We start from the raw sequence: 14104 nt of genomic DNA on the forward strand, positions 1-14104 counted from the left end.
AGCTCCGCATTGCGATGTACCACCTAATGTACCGGTTTTGACCGGCTGTCAGTGGATTTCGCTGGACGTCACTGGATCGAAGATTCTTAAAAAATCGAACCGTGACAATGACTTGCAACACTCCATGGACGTCCCTGGAACACCATGGAAAGTTGAAGTGGAGCGGGCAAAGGGACTCGAACCCTCGACATTCAGCTTGGGAAGCTGACGCTCTACCAACTGAGCTATGCCCGCTTTTTTCGGTGGGAACCGGCCCCTTGGGGCGAAATGCGGGCAACACTATAACGTGCTGAAACAAGGTTGTATAGCGCTTGCTGCCCTCACCATAATTAGACTAAAGTATTAGTCCGTTAGTAAGGATTCCGAACATATGGACTTGGGCGACTCCCTCGAGCTCCTGGACAGCTATCTCTGGCGTCATTGGCGCCGCAATTTCAAGCACGACTGGGCGGATCAGTTCACCTTCGCCGAGGCGGACTACCTGCGCTGCATCGCCAATCTGGGCAGCAGTCGGCTCACCGACATCGCTCATCAACTGGGCGTGTCCAAATCGTCGGCCAGTGAAATGCTCGGCAAGCTCGCTGAGCACGGCTGGGTGGAGGTCGAACCCTCTGAGTCGGATTCCCGCTCGCGCCTTTACTCGCTCAGCGACAAGGGAGATGCGATCAAGCAGCAGTGCCTGCGCGGCTACGACCAGCTGGTCGAGCGCCTGAGCGACAGTCTCTCGCAGGAGGAATTCGACGAGCTCAACGAACTCCTCGCGCGAGCCACCGAGATCATTTGGCAAAGCACCGACCGACGCTCATCGCGGCCGGCGGCGGCGTCCCTCGGCAACGCTCATCCGGCTCAATCGCCGAGATAGCGATGATATTCGTCCATGTAACCGTTGAGACGCTCCGTGTCGGCCTGGAGCTTGGCCAAGCGCGGATCGTTGGCCGGCAAGCCGCGCTGGGCATCGCGCATGCCCTGGTTGAGCCGGTCGCTCTCGTCGAGCACGATGGCGTAGGCCTGTTCGAAGGAGCGGCACTGAGGGGTGGATTCACCGCTGTCGCCGGCAAGCGAATCGACGCAGGGCTCGCCTAACTGGTTGGCGGTATCGACGACGAACTGCATCGAGGAGAAGTATTCGTCGATCAGCTGGTCGGCAAGGGCGGGAGTGGCGAGGCAGACGGAAAAGGTAGCGGCAAAGGCCAAGCGCTTGTACATGCGGGTTTCTCTTGGGTGGCGCGCCCGGGCGAACATGGCCCGAGTTTCAGGTCGAGACGAAGGATCGAACATCGTTCGACCCCCCGGGTTCGGTCCATCCCAAGCTACCACGCGGGCGTGGACGCCGGCTACGGTGGCGATTCAGCCTGGTGCACTGCGCCGCTGCAAGGCGCTCTCACTGTGCATCGCCATCAGCGCGCGGGAGAGGATCTCCTCCTCGCTCCATTCGGTGTAGCTTTCGCCCTCGCATGGCACCGCGACGCTGGACTCCCCGCCATCGGGAGCGCGCAGCAGCGCCATCACCTCCTCTCCTGGTTGGCCGAAGTAGCTGTAAGCGATGAGATACCATCCGGACTGGTTCACGGTCACACCCTCCTCGGTCGAAGTTCATCGATAGCTTAAGCATCATGCATGCCGAACGCCCGGAGCGCTCACCAACGGATACGTTTCGTCAACACAATGGCACGCGCGAGCGGAACGATACTTTGGTCTTTGCTGACTAAAAGCGTATGGCGACACAATTCCGTAACATCGATACTTCGCTTCGACAAACGCACACATTCATTCCCGTGCGTGGAGGATGAACCCATGTTGATCGCAACGTTGCTCACCTTTGCCGCAGCCAGCCTGCTCGCCACCCTGTTCGCGGCCACGCTGCTTTCAGGCAGCCATGTAGACGGCCTTTATAAAGACTGACCGAATCTTCACAAAAACAATTTCCCTTGGAAGCGGCCGACATCAGACGATGCCGGCCGCTTCTTTATATGGGTTCGCCCATCCAGGTTCACCCGCACCTCTCGTTCAGCCCAGGTAGCGCGAGAGGGCGTCGTGCATCTCTTGCTTGCGCGTGGGCGCCGCAAAGCTCGCCTCGATCGCATTGCGGCTCAGCTCGACCCAGGTATCACGCCCGAAGCCGAATGCCTCCTGGACGGCGAGGAAATTGTCGTTCATGTAGCCGCCGAAGTAAGCGGGATCGTCCGAATTGAGCGTCACCTTGATACCCGCTTCGAGCATCCGCGGCAGCGAATGCTCGCTCATCTCCGCGAACACCTTCAGATACAGGTTGGACAGCGGGCAGACCGTGAGCGGCGTGCCACGTTCGGCGAGCAGCGCCATCAGCGCGGGAGATTCGACGCAGCGTACCCCGTGATCGATCCGCTCGACCCCGAGCTCATCGAGCGCGGTGCTGATGAAGTGGTGCGGCCCTTCCTCTCCTGCGTGGGCGACCAGCCTCAAGCCCTCCTGCCGCGCCCTGGCGAAGGCGCGCGCGAACTTCTCCGGCGGATGGTCACGTTCGGCGGAGTCGAGCCCGACGCCGATGAAGCGATGCCGATGGGCCAGCGCCACCTCGAGGGTCTCGAGGGCGGACGCCTCGCTCATGTCGCGCAGGAAACTCAGGATCACGTGACTGGTGATCCCGAACCGTCGCAGCGCCTCCTGGCAGCCTCGCTCGATACCGGCGAGCTGGATCGCGATCGGTACGCCGCGGGCGAGATGCGCCTGCGGGTCGAAAAACAGCTCGCAGTGCATCACATTGTCGCGGGCGACGCGGGCGAAGTAGCTCAGTGTCAGGTCGAAGAAGTCCTCTTCGGTGAGCAGCACCTGCATGTTGCTGTAGTAGAGATCGAGGAACGACTGCAGATCGGAGAAGGCGTAAGCGCTCTTGAGCGCGGCCACATCGGGAAAGTCGAGCGCCATACCGTTGCGCTCAGCGAGAGCGAAGATCAGTTCGGGCTCGAGCGCGCCTTCTATGTGCAGGTGCAGTTCGACCTTCGGCAAGCCACGAATGAACTCTTCCATGAAGGGACTCCAATCCATCGATGATAAGGGTAGCGCGGACACTATCACCGACCCGCGACGACGGCGAGCGAGGCGCGCGACCGGCATGCCGGATATTGCAATTTTTCCTTAATATACAAAATATTGGCAGGCACTTCAGCGCACCGGTGGATTTGCTTCTCATCCACTGGTCAAGTGTTGCAGAAGTCCATAGACTGACAACTTCCCAATCACATGGAACACCCTGCTTGAACGCATCCACAGACGGGCCCTGTAGACGCTCAACGATGAGCCTCGCCCCGACTTCTCCCATGTGCGCGACCCAGGCGCCGAACGCTCTCCCCACTATCCGCACTTCGCGCTCCTCCTCCATGGAGGCACACCATGTTTGAGTGGCTGATGGATCCCACCGTCTGGGCCGGACTGCTGACGCTGATCCTGCTCGAACTGGTGCTCGGCATCGACAACCTGGTGTTCATCGCCATCCTCGCCGACAAACTGCCCCCGGAGCAGCGCGACCGCGCGAGGGTGATCGGCCTGTCGCTGGCGCTTTTGATGCGCCTGGGACTGCTCGCCAGCATCTCCTGGCTGATGGGCATGACCCAGCCGCTGTTCAGCATCGCGGATCTCGAGGTCAGCGTACGCGACCTGATCCTGATCGTTGGCGGCTTGTTCCTGATCTACAAGGCGACCAGCGAACTGCACGAACACATCTCGCCGGCGAGTCACCGCGCCAGTGGCAAGGGCGTCGTCTATTCGAGCTTCGGCGTAGTGGTGATGCAGATCGTCGTGCTCGACGCGGTGTTCTCGATCGACTCGGTGATCACCGCGGTCGGCATGGTCCAGCACATCGAAGTGATGATGATCGCAGTGGTGATCGCGGTCGCGGTGATGCTGGTCGCCAGCAAGCCGCTGACCGTCTTCGTCAGCAAGCATCCGACGGTGATCCTGCTCTGCCTCGGCTTCCTGCTGATGATCGGCTTCAGCCTGGTCTGCGAAGGCCTCGGCATCCATATTCCGAAGGGCTACCTGTACGGCGCGATCGTCTTCTCGCTTTTGATCGAGATGCTCCAGGAGCTGCGTCGGCGCAGCTCGAAGTCCGATCAGTCCTGGCGCGGCGGCCGCCGTGCCCGCACCACCGAAGCGGTGATGCGGCTGATCGGCGGAAGCGATCTGTCGGTGCACACCAACAGCGCCTTCAATTCGCACTCGGAGCAGGCCAGCAAGAGCGACGAACCGGTGGCGCTGTTCGACGCCAACGAGCGCCGCATGGTCATGGGGGTGCTCTCGCTCGCCGACAAGCCGATCGAGGCGATCATCACCCTGCGCCGCGATCTCGAGACCTTGGATGTGCTCGACCCGCTGGAGAAACAGCTCGAGACGCTGGCCAACAGCCGGCACTCCTGGCTGGTCGCGATCGAGGACGGACACACCGACGAGCCGCTCGGGGTGATCAGCAAGAAGCGACTGTTGGCGCCGCTGCTGGCGGGTGAAAAACCGTATGACCTGCGCGAGATGATCGAGCAGCCGCTGGTACTGCTGGAGAACGTGTCGGTGATCGACGCAGTGGAACACTTCCGCGCCTCCGGCAAGAGCTTCGCCTTCGTGGTCGATGAGTTCGGCACCCTGACCGGGATCGCCACTACCACCGACATCCTCGAGGAGATCGCCGGCGAGCTGCCGGAACCGGGCGAAGCGACCACGCCGGCGGTCACCGAGGTGTCACCCGACTGCTACGACGTCGATGCCAGCGAGGACATCCACGACATCAACCAGTACCTGCCGGTCCCGCTACCGACCGGGCGCGACTACACCACCCTCGCAGGCCTGGTGCTCGACCGCCTCGAGTCGCTGCCCTACATCGGCGCGGTGACCAGCGTCGAGGGCTGGCGCCTGGAGGTCAGCGACGTCGAACGCCATCGGATCAAGCGCGTGCGGCTGATACGCGAAGAGGCCAATGAGGAGCACGAGCAGCCCGCCCACTGAGCCTGCCCGAGCGACACCAACGAAAGCCCCGAAGCGCCTGCGTTTCGGGGCTTTCGCACTTTCTCTCACAGGCATACATGTTAATCTGCGCCTCTCATTCGGCACCGAAGCTGGCAGCGCGTCAGCGCAGGCGCGGGAATCGCCGGTCATCGGGCCGCGTAGACATGGAAGCAAGGACGTCGAGCATGACACGCGATACGCAAGACCTGGACGCTTTTCGCTGGTACGCGATCCAGTGCAAGGGAGGCGAGTCGATCCGCGCAGCGGAGAACCTTGCCCGTCAGGAGTTCGAGATATTCCATCCCTTGGTGAGCAATCCATCCCCGCGCGGTGGGCGTGCTCCCCGTCGCGTCGAGCCGCTGTTCCCCTACTACCTGTTCATCCGCCTCAACCGCGTCGACAGCAACTGGCGCCCGATCCGCTCGACCCGCGGCGTGCTGCGGCTGGTGAGCTTCGGGCTCGAACCGACGCCGGTGCCGGACGAACTGATCGAGATGCTCAAGTCCCACGCCGAGCGCCGCGAGGACGACCCGGTCAACCACTACGTCTCCCTGCGCCCAAGGCTTGCCCCGCTCGACCCCGCCGAGCATTCACCGCTGGCGCTGATCCTCGACAAACGAAGCGGCGAGGAGCGAGTGATCGCCCTGCTCAACCTGATCGAAGCGCTCAACGACCCGAGCGCGCTCTAGCGCCCCGGCGGACGGCGACGTACGCAAATAATTAAGCTCGGTCCTCTACACCATGGGCCGATGATCATAGAGTATCTATTTAGACCATGGTGTTAGCGGCGCAACGACCGTACCGCCACGGTGCCCAGCGCGGCCAATGGTGAGGATGCTTGCAAGACCGGCTCATCCCGAGTGCAACGAGGCCCGGAATACTTCGGCGAATGCTGGGCCCGCCACCGGAGATTTACCGCGGGCCGAGGATGTAACGGACCTTGCAAGGCGTCCCGAGACCGCGCCATAGACGAGTAACGATTGGAGACGATTGATGAGCGAGCAACGCTGCCGGCTACCGGGTTGGCGCAACAAGTTGATGAGCGCCGCGCAGGCAGCCGAACTGATCGATGACGGCATGATCGTCGGGATGAGCGGCTTCACCCGCGCAGGAGAGGCCAAGGCGGTCCCCCTGGCGCTTGCCGAGCGGGCGCGCTCGACGCCGCTTTCGATCACCCTGATGACCGGCGCATCGCTCGGCAACGACATCGACGCCAAGCTGACCGAAGCCGGCGTGCTCGCTCGACGGATGCCGTTCCAGGTCGATACCACGCTGCGCCGGGCGATCAACCGCGGCGAGGTGATGTTCATCGACCAGCACCTCTCAGAAACCGTCGAACTGCTGCGCAACAAGCAGCTCGGCAACCTCGACATCGCGGTGATCGAAGCCTGCGCCATCACCGAGGAAGGCGGCATCGTGCCAACCGCGTCGGTCGGCAACTCAGCGAGCTTCGCGATCCTCGCCGAGCGCGTGATCATCGAGCTCAACCTCAACTCACCCACGGCGCTCGAAGGGCTCCACGACATCTACATCCCGCAGATGCGGCCCAAACGCACCCCGATCCCGATCACCGCACCTAACAGCCGGATCGGCCTGCCCTACATCCCGATCGACCCGGCCAAGATCGCCGCCATCGTGCTCACCGACGGCCACGACAGCCCGTCGAACTGCAAGCCCGCCGATCCCGACACCCAGCGCATCGCCGACCACCTGATCGAGTTCTTCGTCTCCGAAGTGGCCCAAGGGCGCCTCTCCAACTCCCTGCTGCCGCTCCAGGCCGGCATCGGCACGATGGCCAACGCAGTGATGGAAGGGCTGCTCTCGGCGCCGTTCGAGGGCCTGACGATGTATTCCGAGGTACTGCAGGACAGCACCTTCGCCCTGCTCGACAGCGGCAAGATGAGCTTCGCCTCCGGCAGCTCGATCACCCTCACCGAGGAGTGCGGCGCACGGGTCTGGGCCAACCTGGACGCCTATCGTGATCGCCTGGTACTGCGCCCGCAGGAGCTCTCCAACCACCCCGGCGTGGTGCGCCGGCTCGGGGTGATCGCGGTCAACACCGCGCTCGAGATCGACATCTACGGCAACGTCAACTCGACCCACGTCTGCGCCACCCGGATGATGAACGGCATCGGCGGCTCGGGTGACTTCGCCCGCAATGGCCAGCTCTCGATCTTCATCACCAAGGCCCTGGCCAAAAACGGCGACATCTCGAGCCTGGTGCCGTTCGCAAGCCACGTCGATCATTGCGAGCACGATGTCGACATCATCGTCACCGAGCACGGCCTCGCCGACCTGCGTGGCCTTGCTCCGCGCGAGCGTGCGCCGCTTCTGATCGAGAACTGCGCCGACCCGCTCTATCGCGATGCGCTGCACGACTACTTCGAGCGCGCCTGCGCCCGCGGCGGACAGACCCCGCACTGCCTGGAAGAGGCGCTTGCCTGGCACCAGGCGCTGGAGCGCGATGGCAGCATGCGCGCCTTCAGCAGTGCTGGCCGAAAGCCGGATTTCATCGACGAAAAGTAGAAAAAGGTCAAGTTTTCGGGCGCCCGGTCGATCTATCGGAATACACATTCCTGGATCATCGGGCGTCCCATGAAAAACCTCCGTTTGACTCTTCAGCTCGGCATAGCGCTGTCGGTGAGCTTCGCGCTCTTCGTGCTGGTGATCAGCATCTCCATGCTGAGTTTCTCCTCGATGGACAAGCTGCGGGAGGACACCGCCCGCCAGGCGCAACTGCCCGAAAGCATGGTCAATGCCTACAGCCAGCTGCGCCAGGTCCGGCTGACGTCGATTCGCGCAGCCATCGCCGGTCGAAGCGGTGATCTCGCCCAGCAACGCCAGGCGCTCCAGAGCGCGGAGCAACTGCTCGCGGAGGTGCAGCAATCGTTCGATGCCTACCTCACCCGCGAAGGCACCTCCAGCGTCGTTGAAACCATCGACCAGCAGCTGGGCGCCGCTTTCGCCGGCTACGTGGCCAACATCATCGAACCGACGCTCAACTACGCGCGCCGCTCGGACGTCGATGGGTTGAACGCACTGACGCTCAATGCGGTGCAACCCAACGCCGATTTCAACCAAGCGATCCAAGCGATCCTGGACTTTCGCACTCAGCGCGCGGCCGAAGTCGAAGCAGCCACCGACCAAACCAACCTGCGCAACACCCTGGTGATGGCAGCCTGCCTGCTCTTCTCGCTGGTGCTTTGCGTCGTCACCTTCCTGATGCTGCGCCGCAGCGTGGTCACCCCGCTCGTCCACGCCCAGTCGCACTTCGAACGTATCGCCCAGGGTGATCTCTCGAGGCCGATCGAGACACTGGGACGCAACGAGATCGGCCAGCTCTATGCCGCGCTCGGCAAGATGCAGGACATGCTGAAGGACAACGTCTCCCAAGTCCGCGTGGGCGCGCAGTCGATCCACCACGGCGCGCGAGAAATCGCCCAAGGCAACACCGATCTCTCGAGCCGCACCGAGCAGCAGGCCGCCTCGCTCGAGGAGACCGCCTCGAGCATGGAGCAGATGACCTCCACCGTGCGCCAGAACGCCGCCAATGCCGAGCAGGCCCGTAGCCTTGCCAATCGCGCCACCGGCGTCGCCGAGCGCGGCGGCGAAGAGATGAAGCAAGTGGTCGGTGGGATGGAGGACATCTCGAGCACCGCAGGCCAGATCTCATCGATCATCGCGATGATCGACGGTATCGCCTTCCAGACCAACATCCTCGCCCTCAACGCCTCGGTGGAAGCGGCGCGTGCCGGCGAGCACGGTCGCGGCTTCGCCGTGGTAGCCGGCGAAGTACGCAACCTCGCCACCCGCTCGGCCGAAGCGGCCGGCGAGATCAAGAACCTGATCGAGAACGTCAGCGGCAAGATCGACGCCGGCAGCCAGATTGCGCTGAGCGCAGGCAAGACCATGCAAGAAGTGGTCGACGGCATTCGCGAGGTCAACCAGCTGGTCAGTGAGATCGCCTCCGCCTCCAAGGAGCAGAGCGACGGCATCGAACAGGTCAACCAAGCGGTCAGCGAGATGGACAGCGTGACCCAGCAGAACGCCGCGCTGGTCGAACAAGCCGCCGCCGCCGCCTCCTCCCTCGAACACCAGGCCGCCGAGCTTGCCGAGACCGTAGAGCGCTTCCGCCTGGGTGACGAACATGTCCGCGATACCGGACAAGCGCCGTCGCTGCCCCGCCCCTCTTCCAAACCGCCATCGGCGACCCATGTACCGGCGCTCAAAACACCGGTGGGCGACAAACGGGCGGCATCGAAGAGCGAGTCGATCGAAGAGTGGACCGAGTTCTGACCCCCGCACAAACGAACGCTTCCAGCCCGCCAGCGTGCGGGCTTTTTTGCGCCCGCCAGGCGGCGAGCATTATGAGCAAGAAAACGCTTTCAGCGGCCACGCCAGGGAGCGGCATCAGGCTTTACGCCTGGCGCACGCCCGTATAAAATTTTATACTAGGCTAACGTATGCTGCATGAGAAGGAGATCCGCTGGGTCGGGTCCGCCTACGACGATCTGCTGAAGTTCCCCGAAGAGCCGCGCAGGGATGCCGGTTTTCAGTTGAGCAATGTACAGGCGGGCCTGGAGCCGGAGGACTGGAAGCCGTTCGATGACGTGGGTATCGGGACGCGGGAAATCCGCATAAGAGACACCAGCGGCATATTCCGGGTGATGTACGTCGCCAAATTCGAAGAAGCCGTGTACGTCCTGCACTGCTTCCAGAAGAAGACACAGGCGACCAGCAAGCGGGACAGGGACATCGCCATGGTGCGTTATCGTGCTGTGGTCAACGCGAGAAGAGGCAGGCCATGAAGATCGACACCGAAATTCGCCGTGTCACCGGACCCGGCGTAAACCTGTTCCTCGAGCTGGGGTTCCCGGCCGAGGAAGCCACCCGGCTACAAGCCGCTTCTCGCCAGCAGATCAACGACACGCGGCGGCTCAAAGAGCAACTGATGTCGGCGCTGGCCGAATGGATTACGCAGCATCACCTGAAGCAGGCCGAGGCCGCGAAGATCATGAGGGTATCGCGCCCGCGTGTGTCCGATGTGGTGAACAAGAAAACCGAGAAATTCACCATCGACGCGCTGGTGGAGATGCTGAGCCGGGTTGGCAAGCCGGTCCGGCTGGCGATAGGGTGACACAGGCAACCACGCGCTCGCGCAAAGATCACAGCCCGGCTACCAGCGAAGCTTCACCCGCAGTCGAGCGACCGCCTGGGAATGCAGCTGGCTGACCCTGGACTCGGTGACGCCGAGCACCGCGCCGACCTCCTTGAGGTTCAACTGCTCCTGGTAGTAAAGCGCTAGCAGCATCCTCTCGCGCTCCGGCAGCATCTCGATCGCATCGAGCAAACGCTTGCGCTGCTCGGCATCGAGGCAGGCCTGGTCCGGCGCGACGAAGGGCGCCAGCTCCTCATCGACCCTGCTGGCGGGTTGATCGTCCTCACCGCTTTCGGTGAAGGTCGAGAACAGCCCATCGTTGACCTCGCCGATCAGCTGGCGATAGGCCTCGAGCGACATATCGAGATACTCGGCGATCTCCCGCTCGCTCGCCGCGCGGCCGTGACGCTGCTCGAGCTCGCGCATCGCTCGCTCGACCTCGCGATAGCCCCGGCGCACACTGCGCGGCAGCCAATCGCGCGAGCGCAGCTCATCGACCATCGCGCCGTGCACGCGCTGGGAGGCATAGGTGGGAAAACTGGTGCCCTGGCTCGGATCGAAACGCTCGAGCGCATCGAGCAGCCCGATCATCCCGGACTGGATCAAATCCTCGAGCTCGACGCTCGGGGGTAGCCGCACGGAAAGTGACAGCGCCTGGCGGCGCACCATGGGCAGGTAGCGTTCGATCAGAGCGGCGCGCTCCAGCCGCCCCTTCGCGGTGTAGATCGCCACTTCTCGAGACCTCCAGCGAAGCGGGCAGACGCCCGCGGATGATGACAATTCTGTGCTCCCGTGCCCGCGGGCATTGAAACCTCCAAAGCGAGCACTCTGCCCATTGTCATCCCGATGACGCCCCCGCCATCGCCGGAAAAACCGCGCTTTTACCCTCCTGACCGAACGATGACGCAGCCCAGGATCGACACCCGCCGCGCAAAGAATGCGCAATTTTCCTAAAGCAAAGTCGATCCACGTCGATAACCACTATGCGACGGCGAGCAGCGCCGAAGACCCAAAGCCCGCGCCCTCAAGGGCCCAAGCATTCAAGGACATAGAGCCATGGCACAAGTCATCTCCACCAACACTCTGTCGCTGATGACGCAGAACAACCTCAGCAAATCGCAAAACCAGCTGAACACCGCGATCGAGCGTCTCTCCTCGGGCCAGCGGATCAACGGCGCCAAGGACGACGCCGCCGGCCTCGGCATCGCCAACCGCCTGAGCGCCCAGATCACCGGCCTCAACCAGGCCAACCGCAACGCCAACGACGGCCTGTCGATGGCGCAGACCGCCGACTCCACCCTCGGCCAGGTGCAGGACAACATCCAGCGCATCCGTGAACTGACCGTCCAGGCTAGCAACGGTACGCTGACCGAGGATGACCGTACCTCGATCCAATCCGAAGTCACCCAGCGCCTCGAGGAGATCACCCGCCTCACCGAACAGACCCAGTTCAACGGGATCAGTCTGCTGGATGGTACCAACACAAGCGTCACCATCCAGGTCGGCGCCAACGATGGCCAGACTATCGAACTGACACTGCAGGACACCTCACTCGAGACCCTGGGATTGACGGGCTTCGCCGTCGAAGAAGGTGGTGATGCCTCCACGCAACTCGCGACACTCGACGCTGCGCTGAACACCATCGACAGCGCGCGCGGCGTCCTCGGTGCGCAGCAAAACCGCCTGGAATCGGCGATCGACGGCAACTCAGCGCTTTCGACCAACCTCTCGGCAGCCCGTTCGCAGATCGCCGATGCCGACTACGCTACCGAAGTGTCGAACATGACCACCGCCAACATCCTCCAGCAGGCAGGCACTTCGGTACTGGCGCAGGCCAACCAGCGCCCGCAGAACGTCCTGTCCCTGCTGCAGTAAGCGAGCGAGAGCAGGCAACGAAAAGGGCGCCGCGGCGCCCTTTTTTCATCCCCAAGGTTCGAATCCCGCTTGAGCATGACGCTTGATAACTAGATCAAGGAGCGTTGCATGACCCTTCCACCGATTCCACCGATTCCACCGCAGTCGACCCAACTTCCCAGCGCCGCCCTCCAGGCCGCGACAGACCTCATCACCGCTGCTTCACTCAAGGTCGAGGCGCCTCAAGCCGAACGGACATCGCCCGACGTGGAGCGGGAGATGGAACCGCAAGCCCCGTTGAACGCACTGGAAGTCGCCCAGCAAGCGTTCGCCGACCTCGGCGTGACCTTCGAAATAGACGAAGGCAGCGACCGGCTGATCATCAAAGTGGTCGATCGCAGCAGCGGCGAACTGATCCGCCAGATCCCCTCCGAAGAAATGCTCAGGATCGCAACCCGCCTAGAAACCGGCAGTGTCACCCCCGGCAGCCTGCTGGACGAGTGGGCTTAATTCTCCACTAACGCCCCCCCCCTCAGCTCTTCCCAAGCGGCGTTCCCATGCGCCAAAGCACCGATTCAGCGCAACAGCCGGGAACGCCAGTCAAGGGATCGAGCGGCGGTGGTGAGGCCGTGGTTCGACACGGGCCTCCATGGTGTCTTGCGAGATTGCCCAAGTCGACGAAGGCCCGGCTCACCACGAACGGACGGATACACCCGTTCGTCCCGAGCGGCGCCGATACGCGCTAAGGCCGGGTACCGGCTCGGCAATGGGGCGCCAGTCGAGGAATCCGGCGACGGTGGTATGGCCATGGTTCGACTCGAGATGTTTCCGAGCACCCTGAGCGAGCGCAGCGAGCCGAAGGGTCCTCGCCGGCTATCCGAGCATCCCGAGTAAGCGAAGCGCATCGAAGGGCTCAAATGAGGTTTTCCGGACCCAGGGCTCGGCACACACCTACCCGTTCGTCCCGAGCGGCGTTCCTACTCACCAAGGTGCCGGCTCATCGCGACAGTTGGGAACGCCAGTCGAGGGATCGAGCGGCGGCGCCAAGGCCGTGGTTCGAGACGAGGTGTTTCCGAGCGCCCTGAGCGAGCGAAGCGAGTCGAAGGACACCAACGACTCCCCCGTCGGATTCAACCCCTGCGCTGCTCACGCAGTGCCCGCACCCGCTCGGCCGGTAGGCCCACCAAATCGGCGATGGTCGCATCATCCATCTCGGTTCGACTGATCATGCTGAGCGCGGTGGCAATAAGCGCACTCTCACGCCCCTGCTCTCTTCCTTTGGCGAAGCCCTGTTTCAACCCTTTCTCCAACCCTTCTTCCAGCCACCGCTGCGGCCATTTCTTCGCCCGTTCGGTCAACATACCTTGCACCTCGCTGAGTTCATCCAGAGTGGTCCAATCCTGCAACTCGTCGGCGGGAACCCACTGCGGCAGCAGTACACGCTTGATCCAGCCAACGAAATGACGGCGCAGCTGCGCTTGTTCCTGACCTTGCAGCCAGTCTACCAGCAAGCTCAACAATGAAAGCAGTTCATCGATGTCGGGGTGTTGCTCGAGGCGAAAGAGCGCCGCAGCGAGATTACGGCTCTCCTCCGACCAGGCTCGGTCGAGGGCGATATCACCCTCGTCGAGCAGCAGATAATGCAGTTTGGGCAGATAGCGCTCGAACCCATCGGGAATGGACTGGATGAGCTCGGTGACATCGCGAGGCGCGCTCCAGCGAGCCTCGCCATTGTAAAGCACGATCGGCAGTACCGGCGGCAACATGCTCTGCTGGGTCAGGGCTTTCTGAGCGATGAGGTCCTGATAGAGCAGGCCGAGATAGACCATCATCCGCAGCGCCATGAAACGGTCGATGCTGCTTTGAAACTCGAGCAATAGATAGACGTAGAGCCAATCGCCGCCCCACTTCAATCGCCAGACCACATCACCTTCGCGCTTGCGCCAATCGCCACTGACATAGACCGCGTTCACCCTTTCCAGGGTCGAGAGATCGAACTCGCGAACCCAGGGCTCGTCGATGAAGCCGACGATCAGGTCACGCATCATCCGTCGATGGCCGAAAAGCAACCGATAGCCATAGTCGTGAGTTGGAGTCATCTTCAGTCGCCATGCTGTGAAT

At 62.6% G+C, this 14104-nt stretch carries 14 protein-coding genes and 1 tRNA gene; 9 read left to right on the forward strand and 6 right to left on the reverse strand.

Translation table 11 applies throughout. The features are described from left to right. Positions 1 to 158: 158 nt before the first annotated feature. A tRNA-Gly gene (locus Q376_RS0112310) sits at positions 159 to 234 on the reverse strand. A gap of 136 nt (positions 235 to 370) precedes the next feature. Here Q376_RS0112310 and Q376_RS0112315 point away from each other — a divergent pair. Then, positions 371 to 862: a MarR family winged helix-turn-helix transcriptional regulator gene (locus Q376_RS0112315; protein ID WP_027350565.1), complete on the forward strand. Its 492-nt coding sequence runs from the start codon at positions 371 to 373 to the stop codon at positions 860 to 862. On the opposite strand, the gene Q376_RS0112320 is transcribed toward Q376_RS0112315, so the two are convergent. The 3 genes from Q376_RS0112320 to Q376_RS0112335 all read right to left on the reverse strand — a co-directional run bounded on the left by Q376_RS0112320 (position 847) and on the right by Q376_RS0112335 (position 3006). After that, positions 847 to 1206 (reverse strand): hypothetical protein, encoded by a 360-nt coding sequence (locus Q376_RS0112320; protein ID WP_027350566.1) that lies wholly within the window; start codon positions 1204 to 1206, stop codon positions 847 to 849. The genes Q376_RS0112315 and Q376_RS0112320 overlap by 16 nt on opposite strands. Positions 1207 to 1347: 141 nt before the next feature. Beyond that, positions 1348 to 1569 carry a hypothetical protein gene (locus tag Q376_RS0112325; RefSeq protein WP_027350567.1) on the reverse strand — a complete coding sequence of 74 codons (222 nt, stop codon included), beginning with the start codon at positions 1567 to 1569 and terminating at the stop codon, positions 1348 to 1350. Positions 1570 to 2007: 438 nt separating this feature from the next. Then, entirely contained in the window at positions 2008 to 3006 is a 999-nt protein-coding gene (locus tag Q376_RS0112335; RefSeq protein WP_211266663.1) for an adenosine deaminase, read from the reverse strand. 363 nt (positions 3007 to 3369) lie between these two features. On the opposite strand from Q376_RS0112335, the gene Q376_RS0112340 reads away from it, so the two are divergent. The 6 genes from Q376_RS0112340 to Q376_RS0112365 all read left to right on the forward strand — a co-directional run bounded on the left by Q376_RS0112340 (position 3370) and on the right by Q376_RS0112365 (position 10108). Continuing rightward, positions 3370 to 4971, forward strand: coding sequence for a TerC family protein (locus tag Q376_RS0112340; RefSeq protein ID WP_027350569.1), 1602 nt, complete (start codon positions 3370 to 3372; stop codon positions 4969 to 4971). A 185-nt stretch (positions 4972 to 5156) separates the two neighbouring features. Beyond that, complete coding sequence (locus tag Q376_RS0112345; RefSeq protein WP_027350570.1) at positions 5157 to 5660, forward strand: transcriptional activator RfaH; 504 nt, start codon at positions 5157 to 5159, stop codon at positions 5658 to 5660. Between the two features lie 304 nt (positions 5661 to 5964). After that, the gene (scpC, locus tag Q376_RS22480; RefSeq protein WP_052365188.1) at positions 5965 to 7497 is read left to right on the forward strand and encodes a succinyl-CoA:acetate CoA-transferase ScpC; all 1533 of its coding nucleotides are present in this window, start codon (positions 5965 to 5967) and stop codon (positions 7495 to 7497) included. A 69-nt stretch (positions 7498 to 7566) separates the two neighbouring features. Then, positions 7567 to 9267, forward strand: coding sequence for a methyl-accepting chemotaxis protein (locus Q376_RS25540; RefSeq protein WP_027350571.1), 1701 nt, complete (start codon positions 7567 to 7569; stop codon positions 9265 to 9267). Between the two features lie 167 nt (positions 9268 to 9434). Further along, positions 9435 to 9779 (forward strand): type II toxin-antitoxin system RelE/ParE family toxin, encoded by a 345-nt coding sequence (locus Q376_RS0112360; protein ID WP_027350572.1) that lies wholly within the window; start codon positions 9435 to 9437, stop codon positions 9777 to 9779. Beyond that, a complete protein-coding gene (locus Q376_RS0112365; RefSeq protein ID WP_027350573.1) occupies positions 9776 to 10108 on the forward strand; it encodes a helix-turn-helix domain-containing protein in 333 nt (110 codons plus the stop codon). The genes Q376_RS0112360 and Q376_RS0112365 overlap by 4 nt, the downstream gene beginning before the upstream one ends. Positions 10109 to 10147: 39 nt before the next feature. Here Q376_RS0112365 and Q376_RS0112370 read toward each other — a convergent pair whose 3' ends face one another. After that, complete coding sequence (locus Q376_RS0112370; RefSeq protein WP_027350574.1) at positions 10148 to 10855, reverse strand: RNA polymerase sigma factor FliA; 708 nt, start codon at positions 10853 to 10855, stop codon at positions 10148 to 10150. Between the two features lie 330 nt (positions 10856 to 11185). Here Q376_RS0112370 and Q376_RS0112375 point away from each other — a divergent pair, with 330 nt between their 5' ends. After that, on the forward strand, positions 11186 to 12004 hold the full coding sequence (locus tag Q376_RS0112375; RefSeq protein ID WP_027350575.1) for a flagellin N-terminal helical domain-containing protein: 819 nt from the start codon (positions 11186 to 11188) through the stop codon (positions 12002 to 12004). A gap of 108 nt (positions 12005 to 12112) precedes the next feature. Next, positions 12113 to 12493, forward strand: coding sequence for a flagellar protein FlaG (locus tag Q376_RS0112380; protein WP_027350576.1), 381 nt, complete (start codon positions 12113 to 12115; stop codon positions 12491 to 12493). Positions 12494 to 13113: 620 nt separating this feature from the next. Here Q376_RS0112380 and Q376_RS0112390 read toward each other — a convergent pair. Beyond that, positions 13114 to 14082, reverse strand: coding sequence for an Rpn family recombination-promoting nuclease/putative transposase (locus Q376_RS0112390; protein ID WP_027350577.1), 969 nt, complete (start codon positions 14080 to 14082; stop codon positions 13114 to 13116). Positions 14083 to 14104 lie beyond the last annotated feature (22 nt).

The sequence above is a fragment of the Halotalea alkalilenta DSM 17697 genome (genome assembly GCF_000621205.1).
Classification (GTDB): Bacteria; Pseudomonadota; Gammaproteobacteria; order Pseudomonadales; family Halomonadaceae; genus Halotalea; species Halotalea alkalilenta.

Coding starts and splice junctions, on each gene's coding strand:
- Q376_RS0112315 (WP_027350565.1), top strand. CDS start 371: ATGGACTTGGGCGACTCCCTCGAGCTCCTGGACAGCTATCTCTGGCGT.
- Q376_RS0112320 (WP_027350566.1), bottom strand. CDS start 1,206: ATGTACAAGCGCTTGGCCTTTGCCGCTACCTTTTCCGTCTGCCTCGCC.
- Q376_RS0112335 (WP_211266663.1), bottom strand. CDS start 3,006: ATGGAAGAGTTCATTCGTGGCTTGCCGAAGGTCGAACTGCACCTGCAC.
- Q376_RS0112340 (WP_027350569.1), top strand. CDS start 3,370: ATGTTTGAGTGGCTGATGGATCCCACCGTCTGGGCCGGACTGCTGACG.
- Q376_RS0112345 (WP_027350570.1), top strand. CDS start 5,157: ATGACACGCGATACGCAAGACCTGGACGCTTTTCGCTGGTACGCGATC.
- scpC (WP_052365188.1), top strand. CDS start 5,965: ATGAGCGAGCAACGCTGCCGGCTACCGGGTTGGCGCAACAAGTTGATG.
- Q376_RS25540 (WP_027350571.1), top strand. CDS start 7,567: ATGAAAAACCTCCGTTTGACTCTTCAGCTCGGCATAGCGCTGTCGGTG.
- Q376_RS0112360 (WP_027350572.1), top strand. CDS start 9,435: ATGCTGCATGAGAAGGAGATCCGCTGGGTCGGGTCCGCCTACGACGAT.
- Q376_RS0112365 (WP_027350573.1), top strand. CDS start 9,776: ATGAAGATCGACACCGAAATTCGCCGTGTCACCGGACCCGGCGTAAAC.
- Q376_RS0112375 (WP_027350575.1), top strand. CDS start 11,186: ATGGCACAAGTCATCTCCACCAACACTCTGTCGCTGATGACGCAGAAC.
- Q376_RS0112380 (WP_027350576.1), top strand. CDS start 12,113: ATGACCCTTCCACCGATTCCACCGATTCCACCGCAGTCGACCCAACTT.
- Q376_RS0112390 (WP_027350577.1), bottom strand. CDS start 14,082: ATGACTCCAACTCACGACTATGGCTATCGGTTGCTTTTCGGCCATCGA.